Source organism: Trichococcus pasteurii (assembly GCF_900112935.1).
In the GTDB taxonomy this organism is placed as follows: domain Bacteria; phylum Bacillota; class Bacilli; order Lactobacillales; family Aerococcaceae; genus Trichococcus; species Trichococcus pasteurii.
The window spans coordinates 66,868-90,953 of the sequence record NZ_FONM01000001.1 but is presented as its reverse complement, the minus strand read 5'-3'; the positions used below and the strand labels follow the sequence as shown (position 1 = coordinate 90,953).

At 51.4% G+C, this 24,086-nt stretch carries 20 protein-coding genes; 12 read left to right on the top strand and 8 right to left on the bottom strand.

The genetic code is table 11. The features are described from left to right. Nucleotides 1–239 precede the first annotated feature (239 nt). Nucleotides 240–1,517, top strand: a complete 1,278-nt coding sequence (locus BM184_RS00440; protein WP_086942073.1) for an NRAMP family divalent metal transporter — start codon at nt 240–242, stop codon at nt 1,515–1,517. A gap of 120 nt (nt 1,518–1,637) precedes the next feature. Continuing rightward, a complete protein-coding gene (gene rlmN, locus BM184_RS00435) occupies nt 1,638–2,702 on the top strand; it encodes a 23S rRNA (adenine(2503)-C(2))-methyltransferase RlmN (protein ID WP_086942072.1) in 1,065 nt (354 codons plus the stop codon). Nucleotides 2,703–2,748: 46 nt separating this feature from the next. Here rlmN and BM184_RS00430 read toward each other — a convergent pair whose 3' ends face one another. Then, the gene (locus BM184_RS00430) at nt 2,749–3,087 is read right to left on the bottom strand and encodes a hypothetical protein (protein ID WP_086942071.1); all 339 of its coding nucleotides are present in this window, start codon (nt 3,085–3,087) and stop codon (nt 2,749–2,751) included. 135 nt (nt 3,088–3,222) lie between these two features. On the opposite strand from BM184_RS00430, the gene BM184_RS00425 reads away from it, so the two are divergent. Beyond that, entirely contained in the window at nt 3,223–4,089 is an 867-nt protein-coding gene (locus tag BM184_RS00425) for a DegV family protein (RefSeq protein WP_086942070.1), read from the top strand. 58 nt (nt 4,090–4,147) lie between these two features. On the opposite strand, the gene BM184_RS00420 is transcribed toward BM184_RS00425, so the two are convergent. Next, nucleotides 4,148–6,535 carry an AAA family ATPase gene (locus tag BM184_RS00420; RefSeq protein WP_086942069.1) on the bottom strand — a complete coding sequence of 796 codons (2,388 nt, stop codon included), beginning with the start codon at nt 6,533–6,535 and terminating at the stop codon, nt 4,148–4,150. Nucleotides 6,536–6,769: 234 nt separating this feature from the next. Here BM184_RS00420 and pfkB point away from each other — a divergent pair, with 234 nt between their 5' ends. Next, the gene (gene pfkB / locus BM184_RS00415; RefSeq protein WP_086942068.1) at nt 6,770–7,684 is read left to right on the top strand and encodes a 1-phosphofructokinase; all 915 of its coding nucleotides are present in this window, start codon (nt 6,770–6,772) and stop codon (nt 7,682–7,684) included. Between the two features lie 71 nt (nt 7,685–7,755). On the opposite strand, the gene budA is transcribed toward pfkB, so the two are convergent. Continuing rightward, nucleotides 7,756–8,469, bottom strand: coding sequence for an acetolactate decarboxylase (budA, locus tag BM184_RS00410; protein WP_086942067.1), 714 nt, complete (start codon nt 8,467–8,469; stop codon nt 7,756–7,758). A 170-nt stretch (nt 8,470–8,639) separates the two neighbouring features. Then, nucleotides 8,640–8,954, bottom strand: a complete 315-nt coding sequence (gene trxA / locus BM184_RS00405) for a thioredoxin (protein ID WP_086942066.1) — start codon at nt 8,952–8,954, stop codon at nt 8,640–8,642. A 182-nt stretch (nt 8,955–9,136) separates the two neighbouring features. Here trxA and BM184_RS00400 point away from each other — a divergent pair, with 182 nt between their 5' ends. The 4 genes from BM184_RS00400 to BM184_RS00385 all read left to right on the top strand — a co-directional run bounded on the left by BM184_RS00400 (nt 9,137) and on the right by BM184_RS00385 (nt 14,155). Beyond that, on the top strand, nt 9,137–9,577 hold the full coding sequence (locus BM184_RS00400) for a MarR family winged helix-turn-helix transcriptional regulator (RefSeq protein ID WP_086942065.1): 441 nt from the start codon (nt 9,137–9,139) through the stop codon (nt 9,575–9,577). A gap of 56 nt (nt 9,578–9,633) precedes the next feature. Further along, nucleotides 9,634–11,373 (top strand): ABC transporter ATP-binding protein, encoded by a 1,740-nt coding sequence (locus BM184_RS00395; RefSeq protein WP_086942064.1) that lies wholly within the window; start codon nt 9,634–9,636, stop codon nt 11,371–11,373. Next, nucleotides 11,363–13,249: an ABC transporter ATP-binding protein gene (locus tag BM184_RS00390; RefSeq protein ID WP_086942063.1), complete on the top strand. Its 1,887-nt coding sequence runs from the start codon at nt 11,363–11,365 to the stop codon at nt 13,247–13,249. The genes BM184_RS00395 and BM184_RS00390 overlap by 11 nt, the downstream gene beginning before the upstream one ends. A gap of 342 nt (nt 13,250–13,591) precedes the next feature. Then, nucleotides 13,592–14,155 (top strand): DUF6512 family protein, encoded by a 564-nt coding sequence (locus BM184_RS00385; RefSeq protein WP_086942062.1) that lies wholly within the window; start codon nt 13,592–13,594, stop codon nt 14,153–14,155. Nucleotides 14,156–14,273: 118 nt separating this feature from the next. On the opposite strand, the gene BM184_RS00380 is transcribed toward BM184_RS00385, so the two are convergent. The 3 genes from BM184_RS00380 to recQ form a co-directional block, all read right to left on the bottom strand. Next, a complete protein-coding gene (locus BM184_RS00380; protein WP_245830574.1) occupies nt 14,274–15,272 on the bottom strand; it encodes an asparaginase in 999 nt (332 codons plus the stop codon). 48 nt (nt 15,273–15,320) lie between these two features. Further along, nucleotides 15,321–16,979, bottom strand: coding sequence for a L,D-transpeptidase family protein (locus tag BM184_RS00375; RefSeq protein ID WP_086942061.1), 1,659 nt, complete (start codon nt 16,977–16,979; stop codon nt 15,321–15,323). Nucleotides 16,980–17,196: 217 nt separating this feature from the next. Next, the gene (recQ, locus tag BM184_RS00370) at nt 17,197–19,386 is read right to left on the bottom strand and encodes a DNA helicase RecQ (RefSeq protein WP_218150956.1); all 2,190 of its coding nucleotides are present in this window, start codon (nt 19,384–19,386) and stop codon (nt 17,197–17,199) included. 267 nt (nt 19,387–19,653) lie between these two features. Here recQ and selD point away from each other — a divergent pair, with 267 nt between their 5' ends. The 4 genes from selD to BM184_RS00350 are packed head-to-tail and all read left to right on the top strand — an operon-like array spanning nt 19,654 to nt 22,769. Continuing rightward, a complete protein-coding gene (gene selD, locus BM184_RS00365) occupies nt 19,654–20,685 on the top strand; it encodes a selenide, water dikinase SelD (protein ID WP_086942060.1) in 1,032 nt (343 codons plus the stop codon). A 38-nt stretch (nt 20,686–20,723) separates the two neighbouring features. Beyond that, nucleotides 20,724–21,347 carry a sulfurtransferase-like selenium metabolism protein YedF gene (gene yedF, locus BM184_RS00360; RefSeq protein ID WP_086942059.1) on the top strand — a complete coding sequence of 208 codons (624 nt, stop codon included), beginning with the start codon at nt 20,724–20,726 and terminating at the stop codon, nt 21,345–21,347. Beyond that, nucleotides 21,344–21,616 (top strand): DUF3343 domain-containing protein, encoded by a 273-nt coding sequence (locus BM184_RS00355; protein ID WP_086942058.1) that lies wholly within the window; start codon nt 21,344–21,346, stop codon nt 21,614–21,616. Before yedF ends, BM184_RS00355 begins: the two co-directional genes overlap by 4 nt. Continuing rightward, the gene (locus BM184_RS00350) at nt 21,609–22,769 is read left to right on the top strand and encodes an aminotransferase class V-fold PLP-dependent enzyme (RefSeq protein WP_086942057.1); all 1,161 of its coding nucleotides are present in this window, start codon (nt 21,609–21,611) and stop codon (nt 22,767–22,769) included. Before BM184_RS00355 ends, BM184_RS00350 begins: the two co-directional genes overlap by 8 nt. Nucleotides 22,770–22,908: 139 nt before the next feature. Here BM184_RS00350 and mnmH read toward each other — a convergent pair whose 3' ends face one another. Beyond that, nucleotides 22,909–24,042, bottom strand: a complete 1,134-nt coding sequence (gene mnmH, locus BM184_RS00345; RefSeq protein WP_177208485.1) for a tRNA 2-selenouridine(34) synthase MnmH — start codon at nt 24,040–24,042, stop codon at nt 22,909–22,911. Between the last annotated feature and the right edge of the window lie 44 nt (nt 24,043–24,086).

The window sequence follows — 24,086 nt, the reverse complement described above, 5'->3', positions numbered from 1 at the left end:
CAACAGTCTGGATTTTTCGTTGTTTGCGTTCCTGTCACTAGTATATCATATGGCGATGCAAGTGCTTGCAAGCTTGGCGGATAGTAGGTATGATGATGTCAAAGAAGAGAAAAAGAAGAGAAAAAAACTGGACAAGCCCGCTCCCTAATCCCAATGCCTACAGACACTGATTCTGACTAACGCAACTATAATCGGAAAGTCTGGTTGCAGATTCACAACCCAATAAGGGAGTGAGAAAGATGCGCAATATTCTTAAAAAAACCAAAAAATTCCTCAAAAAATTTGGACCCGGCGTCATCACCGGAGCCTCTGATGACGATCCATCCGGCATCGTCACCTACTCGCAGACTGGTGCCATGTTCGGCCTTCATCTGTTGTGGCTTTCTCCGATTTCGTGCATCTTTGCGATTGCCATCCAGGAAATGTGCGGACGGATCGGGATGGTTTCGGGTAAAGGGCTGACAGGGATCATGAAACAGTCTTACCCTAAATGGATAAGCTATCCGGCAATCTCCCTTCTGTTCATCGCCAATACGATCAACATCGGTGCCGATCTAGGCGCGATGGCCGCGGTGGCCCAGATGGTGCTCGGTTTGCCGTTCATTTTTTGGATCCTAATCATGACTGCCCTGACCTTGGTCCTGGAAATTTTTATGGATTACAAGAACTATTCGAAATTCCTGATGCTGTTGACGCTTTCCCTGTTCGCTTATTTCTTCACGGCATTCACGGTCCGCCAGGATTGGGGAGCTGTCCTTCAGCATACCCTCATCCCAACCTTTTACCCTTCCCGGGAATTCACGCTCAATGTGGTGGCCTTTTTAGGTACGACGATTTCCCCTTACCTGTTTTTTTGGCAAGCGGATGAAGAAGTGGAAAAAGAGATTGTCGAGCATAAAATCAAAGGGATAGGCATCGGGAAACCCCGCATCTTTGTCAAGGACATCCAGGATATGAAGATTGATACGATTGTCGGGATGTTTTTTACGACAGTCACTGCTTTCATGATTGTGCTGACGACAGCAGGAACCCTTCACCTCAGCGGCATCACCACCATCAATTCCGCGGCGGAAGCCGCTCAAGCGCTTCGTCCCTTGGTGGGAGACTTCGCCTATTGGTTGTTCGCTTTGGGCATCATCGGAACAGGCCTGCTTGGTGTGCCTGTTTTGGCCGGATCCTCGTCCTACGCCATTTCCGAATTTTTCGGTTGGGAGACTGGTCTGGGTAAGAAACTGAAGGAGGCGCATGGCTTCTACGGCGTCATCACCATCGCCACGCTCATCGGACTGACGATCAATTTCATCGGGATCGATCCGATGAGGGCTTTGTACTATTCCGCAGCCATCAATGGCTTGATGGCCCCGCCCCTGATGCTGCTGATCCTCTTCATCGGGAACAACAAAAAAGTGATGGGCAGCCATACGAATCGCCGTTTGGGAAATGTGGTCGGCGGCATTGCAACGTTGGTGATGTTTGGCATCGGCTTACTGTTCTTGAAGGATTTCTTTGGCTTATAGCCTAGCAATCAGGTTGCCGTTTTTGCACCATTTCACTTCTTTTCAGGAAGTAATTCCATTTTCAAAAATATGTGGTATGATATGGATTGAAAATTTGAACGGTAAAGAAAGGAAAGTATAATGAACACACCTTCTATTTATGGATTGACTTTGGATCAGCTGGAAGCTTGGTTGTTGGAACAAGGCCAGAAAAAATTCCGCGCCCAACAGATCTGGGACTGGCTATATATCAAACGGGTCCTGGAATTCTCGGAAATGACGAACTTGTCAAAAGATTTGGTTGCCCTTCTCTCCGACAACTTCCTGCTGCAGCCCCTGAATCAAGTGGTCGTCCAAGAATCAGCGGACGGCACCACTAAATATCTCTTCCAACTGGAAGACAAACTGATGATCGAAACCGTCCTGATGCGTCAGGAATACGGGCTGTCCGTCTGCGTCACGACGCAAGTCGGCTGCGATATCGGCTGCACGTTCTGCGCAAGCGGCCTGAAACGCAAACAACGCGATCTGACTGCCGGCGAAATCGTCGCGCAAATCATGCAGATCCAGCACTACTTGGATCAAAAAGGCAATGGTGAACGCGTCAGCCACATCGTCGTGATGGGCATCGGCGAACCGTTCGACAACTACGACAATGTCATGGCTTTCCTGAACATCGTCAACCATGCCAAAGGTTTGGCAATCGGCGCGCGCCACATCACCGTTTCCACAAGCGGATTGGCTCCGAAGATCCGCGAATTCGCGGAAAACGGCCTGCAAGTCAACTTGGCGTTGTCCCTGCACGCACCGAACGATGAAATCCGCAGCCGCATGATGCGCATCAACCGCAAACACCCGCTGAAGGAAGTCATGTCCGCTATCGACGAATATCTGGAGAAAACAAACCGCCGCATCACTTTCGAATACATCATGATTTCAGGTGTGAACGACAGACCTGAGCAGGCGCAAGAATTGGTTGCCTTATTGAAGGATAAGCGTCACCTTTCCTACGTGAACCTGATCCCTTACAATCCGGTTGCCGAGCATATCAAATATGAACGCAGCACCAAAAAGGATATTTTGGCTTTCTATGATATCCTAAAAAAGAACAACATCAACTGCGTCATCCGTAAGGAACACGGCACCGACATCGATGCCGCCTGCGGCCAACTGCGCAGCAAGCATCTGGAAAAAGCAGCTAAATAATTGACCTTTCACTAAGCAACCTCGGAAAATGAGGTTGCTTTTTTAGTTACTCCTCATCAGGAGCGGTCTCCTGCATCCAACCTTTGAATCCGCAATGTGGGCAAGTCAACCGTTTGCCTTGCTTGCCTCCGTTCAACGACATCAGATCCGTAAGGAATTTGATTTTGAATTTGCGCCGGCACTGTGGGCATTCGTACGCATTCACGCACGAATGGTAGTAGACGATCGCGAACAACGCAGCGATTCCAGCCAAAATCATCAACGCCGGATAAAAGCCGCCTGCTCTCTCAGCCGCAGGAAAGCCAACCACCAAGAACAGCACATACCCCGCAACCGCAAGCATCGTGACGATATCCGATTTCCGGTTTTTCCCATTTTTTGCCATGCCTCATTCTTCCCTTCCTGTTTCTGATTCAATCATAACACTTTTTGGTTGGGCACTAAAAGTGTGGTATATTGGAACCAACAAATTAAGTCCATTGGCAATAACAAATTTGACCATTGGAGACGGAGGAATAGTATGAGCAGAGTAATCCTTACGACTGAAAGCGGTGCGGATGTCCCGGCTGATTTGGCAAAGAAACACAATATCCAGATTGTCCCGATGCACGTCATCATGGATGATATCGATCATCTTGATGGATCTTTTCCGGTCACGGATCTGTATGATTATTACGAGCGGACCAAAAAAATACCTTCCACTACCGCAACCAATCCGAACGAATATACCGCTTTTTTCGAAAAGATCCGCTCTGAGCAGCCCGACAGCATCATCGTGCATATCGGCTACACCTCCAAAGCCTCTTCCTCATTCCAGAGTGCCGTGTTGGCGGCGGAAGATTTCGAGAACATCCACCTCATCGACGCCCTGAACGTATCCGGCGGCTTGGCCGCGATCGTGCTTTATGCCGCCGATTTGCTTGAACAGGAGCCGGATATCGCAGTGGAAAAACTGGTTGCCGCCATCGAAGCAGCAGTGCCGCGCGCGCACTTCTCGTTCATGCCATCCGGTCTCGAGTTCCTGAGGGCAGGCGGCCGCGTCTCCAACGCAGCTTATTTGGGTGCATCCCTCCTGAAGATAAAACCGACGATCGAATTGATCGACGGCAAATTGGTTTCCACAAAAAAATACCGCGGCAAGATGAGCCGCGTCGTTGTCGATTTTTTTGATGACTACCTGAAGGCTTACGCCATCGAAGACAATAAGCTGTACCTCATCCAATCGCTCGGCTTGGATGAAGAAATCATGACCCAAATGGAAAACTACGCGAAGGAAAAAGGTTTCCAGGACGTCACTTGGGTCCAGACCGGCGGCGTCATCACTTCCCATGGCGGTCCCGGAGCTTTCGGGATTGCCGGAATCGAAAAATCAGCAAACGCCGAATAAAAGAAAAAACTTCTGCATTACGGAATTATTCCCGTGCAGAAGTTTTTTTGCTTGTCCACTAAATTTCTTCGATATCCTCGGGAAGGATCGTGAAAAGATCGGCGTCCTCGTCTTCGGCCAAGCGGTTGCTTTGGTGCAGCTTCGCCTTCTCGAAGAGGCTCCTGGCTGTGCGGGCATTACCGAAATGGCTGTCGCGCGTTGTATAGGACTGCACGAACAGGTTCTTCACTTTCTCTTGGGCTTCCTCCGTCAACACAAAACCTTGCTGGGTGGCAGCCATGTGGAAGATTTCCGTCAGTTCTTCGCTGTCGTAATCCGGGAAATCGACCGTGTAGGCGATCCGGCTGCGGATGCCGGAGTTCATGCTGAGCATCTGCTCCATCTCGCTCGGATAGCCTGCCATGATGACGACCAACTTGTCGCGGTTGTCCTCCATCTCCTTGATCAAAGCGCTGATGGCTTCATAACCGAAGTCGTTTTCGGAGGCGGAATAAAGGGAATAGGCCTCATCGATGAACAGGACGCCGCCGTAAGCTTCCTTGATTTTCTCCAATGTCTTCGGTCCGGTCTGGCCGACGTACTGCCCGACCAGATCTTCCCTTGTGACTTCGATCATGTGTCCGCGCTTCAGCACCCCGATGGATTTCAGGATTTGGCTGATCAGCCGCGCGATGGTTGTCTTGCCTGTGCCGGGATTCCCGGTGAAGACCATGTGCAAGGACAAATCGTTCATCGGATGCCCCATCTTTTCGCGGCGCTTTTCGGCGCGTACATAATTCATGATCGAGCTGACTTGTTTTTTGACATCCTTCAACCCAACCAAATTGCGCAGCTGCGCCATCAAGTCTTCAATGTTGTCACCGAACAGTTGGTTGGGATCGATGCCGAAATCGAGCGGCTCGAGGATGACCAGATCAGCCTTCGTCACGGACTTTTCGCTGAGGCGGAAGGCCCGTTCCCGCATCGCTTCTTCCATAATGTTCCGGACGGCACGGGCATTGGCGAATTGCGGAACGACTTTTTCCTGATTGATTTTGACCTTGAAAGCCTGCTCGGCTTCCTCGGTCAGCGTATAATGGTTATCCTTGGCTTGTGCCTTGGCGATTTCCAGCAATTCCTGATCGGAAAAATCCTCGAAATCGATCTGCATGTTGATGCGACTCGACAAGCCCGGGTTCGATTTCAGCAACTGCTTCATGCCGGTATCATAACCCGCAAGGATCACAATGAAATCATTGCGGTGATCTTCCATCGCTTTGATCAGAGTATCGATGGCTTCGGAGCCGTAATCGAGCGAATCGCTGTCCGAGGACGCCAAGGAATAGGCTTCATCAATGAACAGCACGCCGCCCATGGCCGATTCGATCACGGCCTTTGTCTTCTGGGCGGTCTGCCCAACATAACCACCGACCAGATCCGAGCGATCGACTTCCACCAACTGTCCCGATTCAAGGATGCCCAGGGAATAGAAGATATCCCCCAGAATCCTGGCGACCGTCGTTTTCCCTGTGCCCGGATTGCCGGAAAAGGCGAAATGATAGGAAGGCTGTTCATTCTTCTCGATCGACAGCATATAGGCCCGTTTTTTGTCGTATTCGACAAGCTTCACGATCCGGTTGATGGTCTCCTTCACTTCCGCCAGACCGATCAGCTCATTCAGTTCGGCCAGGGACTCTTCCAAGGAGACTTTGACTTTCCTGTTGGAATGGGCGGCATCCATATGGAAATAATCGGCATGCGGTACCCTTCTTGCCAGCCGGCTTGACTGCATGGTCGCAATCAGCTTGCCGACTTTTTCGGTGCTGTGCGAAAGCGGCCGTGTCCGCTCCAATTCCTTGTGGATGCGGCGGCATTCATCGAAACGGCCGTGGATGTAGTAGGCATAGACGCGATCGTACTCGATGGCATCGTCATAGCCGTATTTCTCGGATTCTTCGATGGAAGCGAGGATCGTTTCCAGTTCCTCTTCCTGCTGCAGGTAGATCTTCGATTTCAAACGCAGAGCCGCGAAAGATTTCGGACTGTGCTCCAGCACCTGATCGACGAGTTCCAGTGCCCGAGGCAAATCGTTCTTTTCGAAGGCCATCTTCGCCAGGACGAGGGCCGCTTCCCAATTGGCGGGGTTGCGGGTGAAGGCGGCTTGCGCATAGCTCTCCGCTGCCTTGTCGTCTCCGTCCTCCGTATACAGTTTCGCCAGCAATGTCAGATAGGAATCGCCGGTGCCGTCCAATTCCACTGCCCGCAATGCATAATGCATCGCTTTTTCGAGATTGCGGTTCTTGTAGTGGCTGAGCCCCAGCAAATAATTCACATGCGGATGATCCGGATGCGTCCGGATGGCTTCCATCAGGACAGGGACGCTGCTCAAGGACATGTTTTTCCTGATGTTGTTTTCGATCCCTTTCAGCCTCTCGTCTATGTTTTCAGTTAAGTTCTCGTCTGTCATCCGAAGCTTCTTCCTTCCGTTCGTATATTCTTTTTATTTAAAATGGACCTTTTCACGATGCCCTTTATTTTAGCACAATTCCGTCCCTTTTCATGCGTTTATGCTTACGGCTTTTCCGTTCTGGCCAGGGTATCTGCCCAAAAAGGCTATCTTTTGAGTTTGCCTTCCGACAGGGTTATACTTTGGTTGAAAGCGAAAAGAACTGCGTGCCATCCCAGACTGGAGGAGTTATATATGATTTACACGATCACACTGAATCCGACCATCGATTATATCGTCACTGTCCCTCAATTGACTTTGGGCCATTCCCATCACATGCAGGATGAACTGATCACGCCGGGAGGGAAAGGCATCATGGTTTCGCGCGTCCTTAAAGCACTCGGGATTCCCTCGATCGCGCTGGGCTTCCGCGGGGGCTTCACCGGTGACTTTGTGCGCGACTACATGGAGGAACTGAATATCCTCAACCAATTCACTGTGATCAAGGAGCGCACCCGCATCAATCTCGTCCTGAAGTCAGACCAGGATACCGAAATCAGCGACTACGGTCCCAGCGCAACCGATGAGGAGGTCGCCCGTTTCCTGAAAGGCTTCGAGGACATCTCGACGCAGGATTTTGTAGTGATGTCGGGCAGCAAGCTCCCTTCCATGCCGAAGGATTTTTATGAACAGTTGATCCGCTCCTTGCATGAGGAAGGTGTTCCTTTTGCCTGCGATATCACGAAGGATGAATTGCGGAACAGTTTGCAGTACCATCCCTTGGTTGTGAAACCCAACCAGAAGGAAGTCGGCGAATTTTTCGGACGGACTTTCACCACTTGGCAGGAGGTTGTCCCTTACGGCAAACAACTGGTTGAATTGGGCGCGCAGCATGCCATCGTTTCCTTGGGCGGGGATGGCGCTTTACTCTTCACAGCGAATGAAGTCATCTATGCGCCGCCTTTATCCGGGAAAGTCGCCAACCCGGTCGGATCCGGAGATTCCATGGTGGCCGGGTTCGTCGGCACCTTCATCCGGACAGGGGACGCTTCGGAAGCTTTCCGGGTAGCCGTAGCCGCCGGAACCGCGACCGCCTTCTCCCCGGATATCGCAACCACTGAAGAAATCGAGGCGCAATTGGGCCGCGTTGTCCTGGAAAAAATCGAATAGCATACAAAATTTAAAAGCGTGCCCAGTCCTCGTTTAGAGGACTGGGTACGCTTTTCTGTTCATCTTTTTTATCAGCCTTCTGCTTCGGCCATTTCTTCCGCCAGGTTGTGGTATTCGATTTCTTTGTCCATGAAATCATCGGATTGGACGGCGAAATGTTGCGTGATGCTTTCGATGGTTTGGATTTCGCATTTTGCTTCGTCAACGATGTAATCGAGGATGTGTCCGCCAAATTTACGGTCGTCGCTGATGAAATGGCAATGGAAGCCCCCTTTGGCTACCCCGTCAAACAATTCCGGCGTATAGATGCCGATTGCGGTTCCCTGCATATCGTAGGCCTCAAACTCCGGCTGGACGCGTGTCGCTTCAATCAGGCGCGGATAGGGCTTCTGCTGCTTCGGCACCGCCCGCGTATGCATGTACTCGAAATGCCCAGTAATCTTAACGACCGAGAACACATTCCGGCTGCGCACGCGCTTGACGATGTCCGAGCGTACTTTTCTCAGCGTCATCGGCCGGTCGATGTCGTATTCGCGGTCCGGTCGGAAGAACGTCACCGCGGCATGCGGCGTTGTCTGCGATGGATCCACGCTTGAAATCGAACCGTCCTCCTTCGCTTGGTAGGCGATGCCGTCCAGCAGGATCAGTTCCCCTTCAAAATCATGGAAAGTTCCGATCCCGATGTCCCCATGCTTCAATAGTTCTTCGAATGTCAGGGTCCCGTCGAATACCCCCGCCATCAGATCCCCTAGCGTTTGATGCTGATACAATATACTTTCGCCCATCTGCTCCCGCCCCTTTTTGCCCTTATGCAATCATTTTTTTGACTGATCATGATAGCCCATTATATCACAGCGGGAAGGCGTCAAACAATCGCGTCTTCAGGGGTATCAGGCGCTGGGCGACCAGAATAGGGGCCGCCCCGAAAACGAGACAGCCCTCCATTCATACTATATTACGCTAGTTTAGTCTCCAGGTAATCAACCAAAACATCTTTCGGATGGTAGCCGGTCAGTTTTTCCACCGGTTGTCCGTCTTTGAACAGAACCATTGTCGGAATGCTCATGATGCCGAATTGTGAAGCCGTCATTTGGTTATCATCGATGTTCAGTTTGACGATTTTCACTTTGTTGTCCATCTCTTCTTCGATTTCTTCCAAAACTGGTCCTAGCATGCGGCAAGGTCCGCACCAAGGCGCCCAAAAATCCATCAATGTCAAACCTTCTTGTACTTCACTCTGCCATGTTGCGTCTGTTACTTGTGTGCTCATTTTTTATCTGTCCTTCCTTAAACTGTATATTTTTACTTTAATTTCTTATCAACAAAACGTATTATACCCCACCCGGTATTATTAGTAAATAAAAAAGATTTAAAAGTAAGCAAGATGATTGACAATCCATTGTAACAGGCATAATATAGTTAGGGCACGAACTATATGGGTGGTGAAAAATAATGAGCAACACAGACCTGCTGGGATTCCGGATCAGATCGGTTTGGCAACAAGTTAAGCGCCTTATGAACAGGCACTTGACCGAAAATGATGGGTATGGCCTGACCGGCATGCAATTTGCGATCGTTTCCTACATCGCGAAAGAATCCGCAGAGAGGGACGTCTTCCAGAAAGATCTCGAGCAGAAATTCGACATCCGCAAATCGACCGTCACAGGCATCCTGAATACGATGGAGAGGGATGGTTTGCTGCTTCGGGAAACCGTTCCTTATGACGCCAGACTGCGGAAAATGATCCTGACGGATAAGGCGTTGCATGCAAAAGAAAATACGGAACAAGTGATTGATTCCGTGGAGAGCCAGTTGTCCAAAGGCTTAACCGAAGAAGAAATCACGACTTTTTTGAGCATTCTCGAAAAAATCTCGAAAAATGCAGAAGGTTGATTGCCTCAACAATTTCTAAGAACACCCAATAATTATTTACGGAAAGGATTAACGCTATGATAAAAAAACTCATGGGCAGCATACGCGAGTATAAAAAGGACTCGATCCTTGCCCCTATATATGTCACTTTGGAAGTCGTCCTTGAAGTGCTTATCCCTTATCTGATGTCTATGATCATCGATAAAGGGATCGGAGAAGGAGACATGCCGTTCATCATCCGAATCGGACTGATTTTGATTGTCTCCACCCTCTTTTCCTTAGGTTTCGGAGTTTTGTCCGGTTTGCATGCGGCAAAAGCTTCGGCCGGATTCGCAAAAAACATCCGCAAGGACATGTACTACAATATCCAGGATTTCTCATTTTCGAATATCGATCAGTTCTCGACGTCCAGTCTGATCACACGTCTTACGACGGACATCACAAACGTCCAGAACTCCTACCAGATGATCATCCGGATCATGGTCCGGGCGCCACTTATGCTCGTGTTCTCATTGATGATGGCTTTGAGCATCAACAGCGAACTCGGAATGGTCTTCCTTGGCGCGATCCCGTTCCTGGGCTTCGGTCTCTACCTGATCATGTCACAAGCTTTCCCAATTTTCCAGAAAGTGTTCCGCACCTATGACAAGCTGAACCGTGTCGTACAGGAAAATCTTTACGGCATCCGGGTCGTCAAGTCCTTTGTCCGTGAAGAGCACGAAACCGAGAAATTCAAGTCGGTCTCCAAGAAAATCTACACTGATTTCACCAAAGCTGAAAAAATCTTGGCCTTCAACAGCCCGTTGATGCAGTTCACGATGTACGCAAGCATTCTGACGTTGTCCCTATTGGGTGCGCGCATGATCGTCTCCGGTTCGATGACGACAGGCCAACTGATGAGTCTGATCACATACGCTTCCCAAATTCTGATGAGCTTGATGATGATTTCGATGGTCTTTGTTATGGTCACGATCTCCCGCGCTTCAGCGGAGCGGATTGTGGAAGTACTGAGTGAGGACAGCGACCTGAAGAACGGCAGCAATCCAATCGTGGTCATTCCTGACGGATCGGTAACTTTCGAGCAGGTGGATTTCAGTTACACCAACGATCCGAAGAAGCTTGCTTTGAAAAATGTCAGTTTTTCCGTCAAATCAGGGGAGACGGTCGGCATAATCGGCGGTACCGGCAGTGCCAAAACATCATTGGTCCACCTTATTCCGCGTCTGTATGATGCAACCGGTGGTACGGTGAAAGTCGGCGGCATCGATGTACGCGATTATGATATGCAAACATTGCGTAGCGAAGTCGCTATGGTGCTCCAAAAAAATATCCTGTTCTCAGGAACGATCAAAGACAATCTGCGCTGGGGCAATCCCGCCGCTACCGATGAAGAGCTGATGAAAGCGGCCAGACAAGCGCAAGTCGATGAATTCATCCAACGCCTTCCTGATGGATACGACACTTATATTGAAGAAGGCGGCACAAACGTTTCCGGCGGGCAAAGACAACGGCTCTGCATCGCCCGCGCTTTGGTTAAACAACCAAAAATCCTGATTCTCGATGATTCGACCAGCGCCGTGGATACGCGGACGGACTCCTTGATCCGGACCGCTTTCAAGCAAGAAATCCCGAACACAACCAAATTCATCATCGCCCAGCGCGTCTCTTCCGTGCAGGATGCCGACAAGATCATTGTGATGGAGAGCGGCAGCGTCAATGGCATCGGAACGCACGATGAATTGCTGGCAACAAACACGATTTACCAAGAAGTCTACTATTCACAAACGAAAGGGGGAAAAATTGCTGATGAAGCCTAATCAACCAAAACGGCGCGGAGCCAAAGATGCCGGCAAAACGACAAAACGCCTCCTGTCCTATATTTCCAAAGGCCACAAATTCACCTTTAGCCTTGTATTGATCTGTATCCTCATAAGCGCCCTTGCCAATGTTGTGGGTTCGCTTTTCCTTAAGACGCTGATTGATGAATATATCACGCCTTTATTGGGGGTAACCAACCCAGTCTTCACCAGCATGTACCGTGCAATCGCAATGATGGCCGGCATTTACATGGTCGGTGTCGTGGCGACTTATGTCTACAACATCCTGATGGTCTCCATTTCCCAGGGAATCCAGAAAAAAATCCGCGATGAGCTGTTCGCGCATATGCAGACCTTGCCGATCAAATATTTCGATACTCATGCGCACGGGGATGTCATGAGCCGCTACACCAATGATATCGATACTTTGCGCCAGATGCTTTCGCAAAGCATCCCGATGGCCTTTTCTTCCCTGGTCACGATCATCAGCGTATTCGCTGCGATGCTGGCGGTAAGTTTGCCGCTGACGCTAATCGTCGTCCTGATGGTCGCTTTGTCGATCACAGTCACGAAAACGATCGGCGGCAAGAGTTCCGTCAACTTCGTCAAGCAGCAGCAGACGCTCGGTAAAGTGAATGGCTATATCGAGGAAATGATGCATGGGCAAAAAGAAGTGAAAGTCTTCGGACGCGAAACGGAATCCAAGGAACGTTTCGATAAACTCAATGACGAGTTGCGCGAGAGCGCGACGAACGCAAACATCTACGCAAATATCCTGATGCCGATCCTGGGGAATCTGGGCTTCCTGCAATATGCTCTGATCGCTATGTTCGGAGGAGCCATGGCTGTATCAGGTTTCGGCGGCCTGACCTTGGGGGCGATCGCTTCCTTCCTGCAGTTGAGCCGTTCCTTCACGATGCCGGTCAACCAAATCTCCCAACAAGTTTCATCGATCGTGATGGCTTTGGCGGGTGCTGAGCGGATTTTCGAATTGATGGATGAACAACCGGAGTTGGATGAAGGCACCGTAACCTTGGTGAATGCAACCATGGTCGGTGATGAAGTCAAGGAAGCCGAAAACCATACCGGACTTTGGGCATGGAAAGTGCCTCAAGCAGACGGATCGGTCCGCTATACGCAACTGACCGGTGATGTCCGATTCTTTGACGTCGACTTCTCCTACAATCCCGACAAACAGATTCTGCATGACATCAGCCTCTATGCCCATCCCGGCGAGAAGGTCGCTTTCGTGGGATCGACGGGCGCCGGCAAGACGACCATAACGAACCTGATCAATCGTTTCTACGATATCCAGGACGGAAAAATCGTTTATGACGGCATCGACATCTCAGACATCAAGAAAAATGACCTGCGCCGTTCCCTGGGTATCGTGTTGCAGGATACCAACCTCTTTACCGGAACGATTCTTGAAAATATCCGTTACGGCAATCTGCACGCATCCGATGAAGAAATCTATGCGGCAGCACGCTTGGCAAATGCCGATGATTTCATCTCCCGTTTGCCGTTGGGATACCAAACAGTCATTTCCGGCGACGGTGAAGGCCTATCCCAAGGGCAGAAGCAATTGCTTTCGATTGCCCGTGCGGCTGTTGCCGATCCTCCCGTCATGATCTTGGATGAAGCGACTTCCAGCATCGATACGCGGACGGAATCGATTGTTCAGCGCGGCATGGATGCTTTGATGCACGGACGCACCGTATTCGTCATCGCCCACCGCCTGTCCACGATCCAGAATGCCGATGTGATCATGCTGATGGAACAAGGCCGCATCATCGAACGCGGCGATCACGAGAAATTGATCGGCGAGCAAGGAAAATATTATCAGCTTTATACAGGAGCATTCGAGCTCGAATAAAGCATTTAAGAAAAGCGGAACGGGTTCGTTCAGCCCTGAAAGAAATTTAGGAAATCTGGCCCTGAATGAGCATCGCAGAGCGCAATGGGTCAGATTTATCTAATTTCCGAAGGGCTAACCCGTGAAGCTAGCCATCATTTTTGGATGCATGGAACGCTTTACAAACATGTGAAACACCCCGCAGAATGGGCGCTCCGAGTAGGAACTGCCATTCTGTGGGGTGTTTTGTCATGCAGCCAATTTAGATGAAACAAGGAGCAGCGCGTGGTAAAATTATCACGAAGGATGATTCATCCACCTGGCATCTGCCGATTGCCGGCCCGAGAGAAAGAGGTCCTTGCGATGACTGAAAAGAGAGTTTTCCGATCAGATGCATTCGTGATCCGTTCCTTTGTTGCCGGCATCCCATTCATTCTGATGTTCGGCGGCCTGTCCCATTTCGCATTCGCATGGTTAGGGAATGCGGAATGGGCAGCACCTTTCGTCCCCGTGAACGAGAGTGTCTGGGAACATCTGAAAATGAGTTACTGGTCCACCTTCCTGTGGTTTTTCTTCATCTTCCTCTTTTTCGGAAAAAAGCACCTGCTTTCGCCATCCCGCTGGTTGCTGGCGGGAATCGTGTCCATGCTGTTCTGCCCGCTCCTAATCGTCACCGGATTCTACACGCTCAAAGGCGCTTTCGGCATCGAATCCCTTTTCACTGACGGGCTGCTGTTCATTTTCGGCATCACCAGCGGTCAACTGTTGGCTTTCCGCACCTATCGATATGTCGAGCCTCGCCGCATTTTGCTTGGAGTGGCAGCCGCTCTCTGGCTTCTTTTCACAATTGCGTTTGTGCTGTTCAGTTTCCAGCCCCCCGCCCTGCCGCTCTTTCTGGACACACCGACCGGAAGCTACGGGTTTTAGATTGACTAGGGATGAATCAGGTTCAGGTGCGGCTGCTTAGATACCGACAAGAATAAATGACATCACATAAATGGAAAAGAGCGGAAAAGCCCTCGCAGTGGATGGCTTTTCCGCTCTTTTAATACAGGATATCGTTGCTGATCGTGGTGTAGAACAGCTCCTTGATCCGGGCCGGATCCTGCGTCTGGCCCAGGATCCACATCAGTTTGCATACGACCGCTTCCGTAATCATGTCGTAGGCTTCCAGAATATTGACCCGGGCCTTCAGTTCGTGTCCGACTTTGTAGATTTCCATGTCGCTGCCTTCATTCGGGACCTGCGTCGTCATGACAACCGTCTTGCCTTTTCCGATCCAGTGATTGATGACCTTGAAATATCCATACTCGGGCGCCGAAGGGATGCCGCCCACTCCATAGCTTTCGATGATGACGGCATCGTTCCGCTCAAGCATGTAAGCAAGAATATCCGAATCCACTCCCGGCGTAAGCTTGAACAAAGCGACCTTCGCATCCAGACTATCATAGAAACGCGGTGCTCCCGCTTTTTCCTTCGTGATGTAGGAGATCACGCGGCCGTCCTGGATGATCGCCAAATAAGGGTAATTGATGCTGGAAAAAGCCTGGAAGCTTTTGGAATGCGTCTTCCTTGCCCGTGTTCCGAGGATGACCTTCCCGTTGAAGACGATCTGGACACCACTGGCGGAATCGGACGATGCGTACAGGAAACTATCGAAGAGATTCGTCTTCGAATCGGTGATTTCCATATTGATCGGCTTTTGGGCACCGGTAATGATGATCGGTTTGGGGGAATCCTGGATCATATAGGAAAGCGCGGCAGCCGTATAAGCCATTGTGTCGGTTCCGTGGGTGACGACAAATCCGTCATATTGTTCATACTTTCCCCTGATGGTGTCCGTCATCAGCACCCAAATGTCTGGCGCGATGTTGGTGCTGTCGATATTGCAGATCTGCAGGGTATCGACCTCGCATATTTCGGAGATACCGGGGATAAAAGCCAGTATCTCTTCGGATGTCAGCTGGGGATCGAGTCCGTTCGGCGTTATTTTGGAGGCGATCGTACCGCCCGTTCCGATCATCAATATCTTTTTCTTAGTCACACATTCACCTGCTTGTTCATTATTTTTGATTTTGCCGGCATCTTCCGGTCAATAAACTACGACCGGGGTGCCCACGGAATAGGTATTGTAAAGCGTTTGGACCGCATAGTAAGGGGTGTTGACGCAGCCGTGCGATCCCAAATACAGATAAAGGTCGCCGCCGAAGCCTTGGGTCTGCCAAGAGGCGTCATGCAAACCGTAGGCATTCCCCAAAAATGGGATCCAATATTGGACAGGCGACTCGTAATCTTCACCGATCAGGACACTCGGCGATTCCTTATACGGCTGGATCGCGAACAGCCCTCTCGGCGTCGGCATCGAAGGCCGGCCGGTTATGACCGGAGCGTTGACGATCTGCTGGTTGCCGATATAAGCCCAGACGCGCTGGTAGGCGATGCTGATGATGATGAAGCTTGAGCCGACATGGTAGTTGGTGCCGGCATTCGTACGGAAGTTGCCATCCTGGACAGTCCAATCGGGTCCCGTCGGATAGGTTGGGACAGGCGGTGCAACCGGAACAGGCGGCGGTTTCGGTACGTATTTCATGAAAGCGACTGCCGTGTTCCCCGGCGCTACGGCATCTTTTTGGACCAATTGCATCTGGACGGCGCTGACGTCATAGTCGTAACCTTGTGTTCCAGCCGTTTCGCCATTCTTGGCCCAATCCAGCCATCCCACTCCGGGCACATGGACCTGATAATAGATATCATAATGCGCAGCCAGTTCATCCGTCAACTGCATTTCGATCCGCTCGATGCGTTGGCCTGTTCCGGGCAGTCCCGCTTCCAATCCGTCCTGCGTCCACTCGAACCAACCGTTTTCACTTGTGGCGGCTCGGTAGGAAACCGACCCTGGATAAGGCTGGGAGGCCAATTTCGCCTGCAAGCCTTCCAAGGATTGCGAAGAATCCGGAGATCCGCTTTGTCCCGGATTGAGGACAGGCTCCTGCCAACCCGAACCCGTCAGATAGCTGCCGTAGGACAAAACAGGTTCGGTCCGTTTGATGAAGCTCTGCTCACGTTTGCCTAAAAAAGTCTGTTCCTTGTTCATCAGAACGATTTCGATCCCTTCGATCGGATAGCGGAAACCATCTGTTCCGGCTGTTTCTCCGTTTCCGGCCCAGTCGAGCCATCCGAATCGGCTCGTTTGCACCCGGTAATAAAGATCGTATTGAGCCGCCAAAGCACCCGTAAGCTTGAATTGCACGGCCTCGACCGCTTCGCCGGCCCCTGTCGTTCCGGCCGTCTCGCCGTTTTTGGCATAGCCTGACCAACCACTGTCCTGACGATAAGTCCGATAAGAAACGCTGCCCGCTTCGGCCAAATGGGTCAAGCGCACCCGGATGGCTTCGAGCGGCAAAGCCGCCCCACCGCTGATTGCGCCTTCCTGGACTTCGGATTGCCAGCCGCTATCCTGTAAGTAAGTCGTATAAACTAATTCAGCGTTGCCGGCCGTTTGCGTTGAAGGCTGGCTATCCAGTGCCCTCAACAGGGCAACAACACTTCTTGTATGCTGCGTGATATGATCATTGCCGGTTTCGGCAAGCGCGCTCTCTATTTTTATGTGCGCTGGATGGTAAAGGTCCAGTAAACTTTGTTGGAGAACAGCACCGTTCTCCAACGAATATGCTGGAGCGGCGATGCGGGCAGGGGCTAATCCGGCAACAATGAACAACCCTAACAGAATAAACAAAATGTTCCTTCTCATGATAATCCCTCCCGGCAGGAGCAAAAGCGACAAGAATTGGAGCGTCCATTCGTAACCGCTCTCTTTCCTCTATTATACCAAATATACTCTGCTTACCAAAAATAAACAGTTGGACTTTTTTGATCAAAAGAGCGTGCCCGTTGACCAAAAATCAGACTAGCTAAAAATTCCAGGGACACCTCATGTCGAGGCGTCCCTGGAATTTATCTAAATACGATTAATTTTCTCTTTTCCGGAAAGCCAGTACCATCCCAATCTGGAAATAGCTGTAGTCGTCCCCAAGCTTTTCCTTGAGGGGTTTCAGGTGCTGATCCTCGGCTTCCTCGATTGCTCTGTTGATGGCCTCCGCCTGTTCAGCCGTGACGAAATCCGTCAAACGCATTTCGTAGGCCGACTGTTCAGCCAAATGACGGAAATGGTTTTCTATGGTCATCCGCGCCAATCCTCTGATGGCGATGATTTCCTCGACCGTCTTGCCTTCCTGGTACAGGCGGTAGGTTTCCTCAAAAGTAGTGCCGGCGTAATTTTTCTGAGCTGGTTTCGGGCGTTTTCCCGCGGATTCCGGATTGCCTGGCAGCTCTTTCTGCTCTTGCCGTTTTTGCTGCAGAACCGCTTCGGCATCAGGGAACTCTTTCAGATAATCGGAAATGACGCCCATGAACACCTCGCCGTAGCGCTCCAGCTTCGTCTCGCCGACCCCGGACAAACGCAGGAAGGCGTCATCATCGGTCGGAAAGTTGCGGGCCATCTCATGCAGCGTGCTGTCCGAAAAGACGATATAGGAAGGAATCCCGTGCTCATTCGCCATTTCCGTGCGCACACTGCGCAGCCGGTCGAACAGCTCGGTATCGTACAAGCCGCCTCCGCTCTGTTTGGCGGTTCCCTTTTCGCTCTCGACCGCATAGGACATCCCAACTTTTTTCCCTTCCTTCAGGATTTCCAGCGCTTTCGGAGTGACTTGGATCAGCGGGTACTGATCGCCCGTCACCTGCAAGTATTCATCCGCAATCAAAACACCGATCATTTCACGGATTTCCCCATCATTATAGGCGCTCATCAGTCCGTATGTCTTCAGTTGATCCAAGCCGAAATCGGTGATGCCCTTCTGTTTGCTCCCCGTCAGGATGCCGATGATTTTCTGGACGCCGTAACGCCCGCGCACCCTCACGACGCAGGACAGGATTTTTTGGGCTTCTTCAGTGATGTCGATCTGCTCTGTGCGGCGCAGACAATTGGAGCAGTGTTGGCAATCAAGCTCCGCTGTCGTTTCGCCGAAATATTCCAGTATGTACCGGCGCAGGCATTGGTTCGTGTAACAGTAATTGATCATCTTGTTCAATTTGTTGGTCGCTTCGCTGTCGTTCGTCTTGCTGTTCAGCAACTGATTGATGATGATGTCCTGCGTCGAAAACAGCAGGATGACGCGCGCTTCTTCTCCGTCACGCCCAGCCCTTCCGGCTTCTTGATAATAGCTTTCGATGTTTTTGGGCATGTTGTAGTGGTAAACGGTCCGAACGTTGCTTTTGTCTATCCCCATGCCGAAAGCATTGGTCGCGACCATGATCGGTTTGCGGTCGAACAGGAAATCATCCTGGTTCCGCTGGCGCTCATGTTCCGGCAGCCCGGCATGGTAAAGCGTCACGGCAAAGCCTTTTTGTTCCAATTTCTTCTGGACCGATTCCACATTTTTTCGGGTCGAGCAATAGATGATGCTCGCTTCCTTCGGATTGAGGTCCTTCACGAGGAACCTGAACTTGTCGGCGGGTTTTTCCACGCTGAAGGCCAAGTTGCTGCGGTCGAAACCGGTCACCAAGCGGAACGGATTCTGCAGGCGCAATTGGACCAAGATATCGTCCTGGACCGGTTCGGTGGCCGTGGCGGTGAAGGCGGCAACCCGCGGGCGCCTGTCGAAAACATCGTACAACCGGGCCACGCCTTGGTAGGAAGGACGGAAATCGCTGCCCCATTGCGAGATGCAGTGGGCCTCATCGACCACCAGCAACGGCACCTTCACAAAGCGCAACGCATTCATGAACGACTCGTTGTCGATCCGTTCTGGCGCGATGTAAAGCAGTTTGAGCTGGCCGGAACGCATGTCGTCCATCAATTGCATGAATTCTTCTCTGGAAAGCGTGCTGTTCAGGTACGCCGCGGCAATCCCCATTTCCCGCAGGCTATCGACCTGATCCTTCATCAAGGACACGAGCGGGGATACGACAATCGTCATGCCCTCCAGCAGCAATGCCGGCAGTTGGTAACAGAGCGATTTCCCTCCGCTTGTCGGCATGATTCCGAGCACGTCTTTCCCTTGCAGGGTATTCGTGATCAATTCCTCTTGGCCTTCCCGGAAACTGTCATATCCGAAATATTTTTTTAGCGTCGCGTACAATAATTCTTTGTCCTCCACTTGCACCCATCCTTAATTGTTTATCTTTTCCTGTTAACCGAATATTCCTGAAGGATCCTGCCTGCACTCAATAAAGCAATGGCGGACAGTCAGAAATGACCTCTTCATCATATCACATCCGCGGCCTCTTTTTTCGCACAAAAAATGTTACTATTCTGACTCAATAGGAGAATCTACTTATTAAATATGCAGATTATCCGCCTTATGTTTTGACCTGTGGTATATAATTATAAGGTGAATACGTCATGACCTACAGGAGTGAACAATATGGAACAGGAATTATCAAATGAACTATTTATCTGCGGGGGGTGCAATGCGAAGATCGGTCCCGGCGTTCTGGGCGACCTGCTCAGTCAGTTTCCGAAACAGGAGAACCCGAATTTTTTGGTCGGTTTCGACTCGTCCGATGATGCGGCGGTGTTCCGGATAGACGCCGAAACGGCCATGATCCAGACTTTGGACTTCTTTCCCGCGATGGTCGCGGATGCCACACTCTTCGGGGAAATCGCTGCAGCCAACGCCTTGAGCGATGTGTTTGCTATGGGCGGCGAAGTGTTGACGGCCATGAACATCGTCTGCTGGCCCGAAACAAAAAGCACCGATACACTCGGGAAAATTTTGGCTGGCGGCTTCAATAAGGTCCAGGAGGCAGGCGGCGTACTGGTCGGCGGACATTCGATCCACGACCCCCAGCCTAAATACGGCCTCTCGGTATTGGGAAGAGTCCATCCCGATCGGATCTACCGGAATGACACGTGCATCCCGGGCGATGTCTTGCTGCTGACGAAGCCATTAGGTACCGGCATCATCACGACGGCCTACAGCGCCGGAGAAATGGCCCAAGACTCCTTCGATCAAGCAGTCACCTCGATGACGACGTTGAATCGTTATGCAGCGGAAGTTCTGAAAAATTACACAGTCCACAGCTGTACGGATATCACCGGTTTCGGCCTGTTGGGGCACCTGTCGGAAATGGTCAGCGACCGCTGTTCAGCGACGGTCTATGCTGACAGTGTGCCTTGCCTGAGTGGAGCCTATCAGGGAGCCAAGGAATTCCTGATCACAGCCGGCGGGCAGCGCAACCGGAACCACCTGGAAGCCGATGTGGACTTCCAGATCGATGACTATGCCTTGGAGGAGATCCTTTTCGATCCACAGACATCCGGCGGACTGCTGGTGAGCGTCCCTGTCGAAGAAGCGGCCGCTCTGCTTGCCGAAATCGAGGCTTTGGGCCTTCCCTGCGGCATCATCGGCGAAGTTACCGAAAAAGGCGCCAAGAAGATTACGGTTGTCCATTGAGCAGAGAAAAAATATGACTTAACCAGGAGGAAACGTGTATGAAAAAAATAGATGCAGTCGGGCAAGCTTGTCCGATGCCGGTCATTTTGACCAAACGGGCTTTGAAGGAGAGCAACGGGGAGAGGGTGCTCATCAGCGTGGACAATGAGATCGCGACGCAGAACCTTGCCAAGATGGCGGAGCAGCTGAAACTTTCAGTCCAGGTCGAAAAGATCAATGACTCCCTTTATGAAGTCCAGCTTTCGGATCCGAATGCCGGCAACGAAGCACACGCCGCCGAACACACTGCGCTTCCGGAGCAAGCCACCGACACAGTCGCATCATCCGGCACAAGTTATGTCGTCGTATTGAACAGCGACTTCATCGGCAACGGTAACGAGGAATTGGGCCGTACGCTGATGAAAAGTTTCCTTTTCTCCCTGACGGAGCAGGAAGTCCTGCCCGACAAAGTACTCTGCTACAATGCCGGCGCGCTGCTGACGACGGAAGGTTCGGCCGTGTTGGACGACCTCAAAGCGCTGGATGAAGACGGCGTCGAGGTGCTGACGTGCGGCATCTGCGGAGAATTTTACGGCGTGAAGGACAAACTGGCGGTCGGTGCTTACACGAACATGTACCGCATCGTTGAGATCTTGCGCACAGCCAAGACCGTATCGCCATGATCGACCGCAAACACTACGGCATCATCGCGTTTCCGACATCCCAGGCCGCGGCATCCGCAGAAGCCGTTGTCCTGGATGCCGGGCGCGAATGCCGGCTGATCCCCATGCCGGAACAGATTTCGGCCGGATGCGGCCTTGTGCTGCAGACGCATCTTGCCGAACTGAACGCTGTCCGAGCATTGTTGTCGGAGCGTACCATTTCCAACGATGGCTGCTACGAAGTACGTTTTGAGAACCGGATAAAAACTGTGGAGGAATGGCATGACTGAACTTTATTATTTCGACAACAGCGCAACGACGCTGAAGAAGCCGGCTGCGGTGGCTGAAGCCGTCTATCACGCCCTCGCCGACGGTCAGCTGGGCAACCCGGCACGCGGCAGCCATACCGTTTCCCTGAACGCATTGCGTTTGACGGAAACGTTGCGCCAGAAAACGGCGGCCATGTTCGCCGTGCCGGATGCGGCAAACGTCGCTTTTACGGCCAACGCGACCGCCTCGCTGAACATGGTCCTGAAGGGCTTGCTGACGCCGGAAGACCACATCATCACAACCGTGACGGAGCACAACGCCGTCCTGCGTCCGCTTTATCAACTTGAAGAACAGGGCACTGCCCTCTCCTTTGTCGGTGTTGATGAATTTGGGACGCTCCTTTATTCCGATTTCGAGCGCTTGTTGCGAACAGATACCCGTGCAGTCGTGGTCAACCATGCTTCGAATGTCACCGGCAATGTGGCGGATCTGGAACGGATTGGCAGCTTCTGCCGGGAGCACAATCTGATTTTGATCGTCGACGCTTCCCAGAGCGCAGGCGTCCTCGCCATTGATATGGTGAAGCAGCACATCGATGTCCTCTGCTTCACCGGTCACAAAGGCCTCTACGGCCCGCAAGGAACCGGGGGCATCTGCCTCGGAGACAGACCCTTGGCGTTCGTGCCGGTGTTCACCGGCGGCAGCGGCTTCCATTCTTCCGACAAACAATATCCGACAGAGATGCCTACCCTGTTCGAGGCCGGCACCCAGAATGTCCATGGCTTGGCGGGCCTTTCCGCAGGTTTGGATTACATCGAGCAAAAAGGATTGGCTGAAATCACCCGGCAACTGCAGGAACTGACTTTCCGCTTCCATGAACAGATCAAGGACATCCCGGGAATCACCATCTACGGCAGCTTCGCTGAAACCGTGGAGCGTGCGCCGGTCGTTTCGCTGAATCTGGAGGGTTGGTCCTCCGGCGACCTCAGCGATGCGCTCTTCATGGATTACGCAATCGCTGTACGTCCCGGCGCCCATTGTGCTCCGCTCATCCACCAAGCTTTTGGGACAGAAAAAACCGGCATGGTCCGTTTCAGCTTCTCCAGCTTCAATACGGTGGAGGAAATCAACTACGCAGCCAAAGCGCTGAGGAGCTTGGCGGAAGAAGGATAAAAATAAAAAGTTGTCCGATAACCGGAAACAATCGGACAACCACAGCACGAGCGGCTTAATATAGCGACTATCTTCTTGTAAAACAACAAAACAGAGCAGCCAACCCATTCACGGGCAGCTGCTCTGTTTTGTTGGTTGATCAATCGTTCCTCTGCTTCATCCATTCCAGAATGGATTCGGCCGTTGTTGCGGCATCTTCGTTCCGGAAGATGGCGGCAAATTCCTTTTTGTTGAAATTGTAACGGGGATCATAGTATTTCACCAACAGATCCGCGATGACCGCGTCGAAATTCTGCTGGCGCACCTGTTCCTTGTAGCCCTCGACACGCGCCTCATTCAGATAAGGTTTCAAGCGGTCAAGCGCTGTGAGAAGCTCTGTTTCATTGCTGTGGAGATAATCTTTTTTGATCTGTCCGATCCGGTAATCCAATGAAGCTTCGATGTTCAGGTTAAGGCCCTTCTGCATCGCATCCACCAACGAAGGCGGCAATACGGCTTGTCCGATCCGCTTGCTTTCGCCTTCGGTAAAGACGATCAGCGGCTCCTTCCATCCAGCAGCGCTCTCGGCCAAAAGACTCTCGAACATTTTTTGGTTGTGCGGCTGTTTCTTCTTAAGGCCGACGCCTCCGAAGACGGACCCTCTGTTGTTGGCGCAGGCCTCCAAATCAAGCACATTGGCTCCGCGTTTCTTCAGTTCCTCCAGAATGGCTGTTTTCCCGGTTCCGGTATTGCCGTAGAGAGTCACAAATTGGACCTTTTCGAACAATACAGGGATCAGCTTATTGATCGTGCTGCGGTAGTTTTTGTAGCCGCCTTCCATCCGATGAACATTCATCCCCAAGGATTTGAGCAGGGAAAAAATTGAATTGCTGCGGAATCCTCCCCTGCTGCAGAAGATGACGACTTGGTCGTAGGCTTTTGTATACTCCTGGAAGAGGTTGAACATTTCCGGTAATCTTGGGGAAATGGTTTGGATACCGTGGCTTTTAGCATCATCGATCTTGCCGGCGACGTAAAGCGTCCCCACTGTTTTCCGATCCTCATCATCCAGGACTGGCACATTTACGGCGCCTGGTATGGTTGACTTCGCATACTCGGAAGGACTCCTGACATCCACATACAAAATCGATTTGTCTCCGCGTTGCTGTTCTATTTCTTCATACGTTGCGACTGGTTTCAATTGATTCACCACTTTCTGTTTCTTAGTATAGCCCCTGTCGGTCAGGAATGCCACCCGAAATCTTGAGGCAAGCGCATCAAAACGACCCGACAAGCTCCTCAATTAACGGAGACATGCGGGTCGTTTCGCATTCAATC